Origin of the sequence: Actinomyces polynesiensis, from assembly GCF_000820725.1 — a bacterium.
Classification (GTDB): Bacteria; Actinomycetota; Actinomycetes; order Actinomycetales; family Actinomycetaceae; genus Pauljensenia; species Pauljensenia polynesiensis.
Window position 1 is genome coordinate 1 of the sequence record NZ_CCXH01000269.1, and the last position, 1,910, is coordinate 1,910.

The 1,910-nt window shown below is 72.8% G+C and carries 2 protein-coding genes; one reads left to right on the forward strand and one right to left on the reverse strand.

Going from position 1 to position 1,910, the window contains the following annotated elements:
• The coding region (locus TA90_RS11395; protein WP_043536582.1) for a lysophospholipid acyltransferase family protein at positions 1 to 790 on the reverse strand (790 nt) is incomplete at its 3' end.
• 117 nt (positions 791 to 907) lie between these two features.
• On the opposite strand from TA90_RS11395, the gene TA90_RS11400 reads away from it, so the two are divergent.
• The coding region (locus TA90_RS11400; RefSeq protein WP_187120140.1) for an exonuclease domain-containing protein at positions 908 to 1,910 on the forward strand (1,003 nt) is incomplete at its 3' end.

Sequence of the window (1,910 nt, forward strand, 5' to 3'; positions counted from 1 at the left end):
TGGCGTCCTCGTCCGGTTCCTCCGGGGGTCCGGGGACCTCCACCTCGGGGGCCACGCGCCCGCCCGGGGCGGGGCGCCCGTTGGTGGGGACGGGCCCCTCGAAGGTGCCCTCCTCCGCCATCTTCGCCTTGACGTCGGCGGCGTAGAGGTCCACGTACTCCTGGCCCGACAGGAGCATGAGGTTGTACATGATCTCGTCGGTGATGGCACGCAGCACGTAGCGGTCCTTCGACAGGCCCCGGTAGCGCGAGAAGTCCAGGGGCTTGCCGATGACCATGCCGATGTTGGTGCGTGAGGGCACCTTCTGCCCGATCGGCTGGGCGGCGTGCGTGCCGATCATCGCCACGGGGATCACCGGCGCGCCGGAGAGCAGTGCGAGGCGCGCCACACCGGTCTTGCCGCGGTAGAGCCGTCCGTCGGGGCTGCGGGTGCCCTCGGGGTAGATGCCGAAGAGCTCACCGCGGGCCAGGCGGTCCAGGCCTGCCCGCAGGGCGGCCTCGGAGGCGCGGCCCCCGGAGCGGTCCACCGGGATCGTGCCGACCGCACGCATGAACTCCTTGGTGGCCCACCCCTTGACGCCGGTGCCGGTGAAGTAGTCGGCCTTCCCCATGAAGACGACCTCGCGGTCGAGCATCATCGGCAGGAACACCGAGTCCCACACGGCGTTGTGGTTCGAGGCGAGGATGGCCGCCCCCTCCTGGGGGATGTTCTCCTTGCCGCGGATCCACGGCTTGTACGCGGCGCGCAGCACTGGGCCGCCGGTGGCTTTCAGGGCCTGGTAGAAACCCACGGATCCTCCTGATGACTCCCCCGGGTGCGGACGAACTAGGATCCACTCTATGACGTCCGGGACCGCTTCGACGCCACATGGCGCGGCCGGTCCCCCCACACCCCGGGGAGCGCGCCCGTGAACGCCGCCCCCGGACCGCGTCCCCCGGCCACCGCCTCCCGGGAGGTCGTCGCGCGTCTGACGGAGGCCGTGCCCGTCGGGGTCCAGGTCGGACTGGACGAGCTGGGCACACCACTGGAGGACGTCGAGTGGGTGGTCGTCGACCTGGAGACCACCGGCATCGGCGCGGGGGCCTCCATCACGGAGATCGGCGCGGTGCGTGTGCGCGGCGAGGAGGTGCTCGACGAGTTCCAGACGCTCGTGGACCCCGAGGAGCCGATCCCGCCGCGCATCACGGCGCTGACGGGCATCACCTCCTCGATGGTGCGCGGCCAACCCACCATCGACCTCGCCTACCCGGCCTTCGCGCGCTGGGCGGGTCTGGAGGACGTGGACGGCCATGCGCTCGAGGCGCCCTCGTGCGTGCTGGTCGCCCACAACGCGAACTTCGACGTGGGCTTCCTGCGCCGCGCCGCACGGCGCACCGGGCACGAGTGGGCCTCCCCGCGGGTGGTGGACACACTGGCCCTCGCGCGCGTGGCACTGCCCCGCCCGATGGTCCGCAACCACCGCCTGGCCACCCTCGCCGGGCACTTCTCCACGGGCGAGCAGGACCGCCACCGGGCCCTCGGGGACGCCCGGACCACGGTGGAGGTCCTCCGCGGACTCTTCTCCGTGCTCGCCCCCCTGGGCGTGCGCACCATCGAGGACGTCGCAACGGTGGGCGCCCCTGTCCCCCAGCGCCGCCGCCACCGCGTCGCCCTCGCCGACGACCTGCCCCGCAGCCCCGGCGTCTACCGCTTCGTGGACGGCGCGGGGTCGCCCCTCTACGTCGGCTCCGCGACGAACCTCCGCTCCCGCGTGCGCTCCTACTTCACGGCCTCCGAGTCACGCGCGAAGGTGCGCCGCATGCTGGACGTGGCGGCGGACGTCCGCGTGCAGGCCACCTCCACCCTCCTGGAGGCCCGCGTGGAGGAGCTCCGGGCCATCCGCGCCCTCCACCCGATGTTCAACTCCGCCT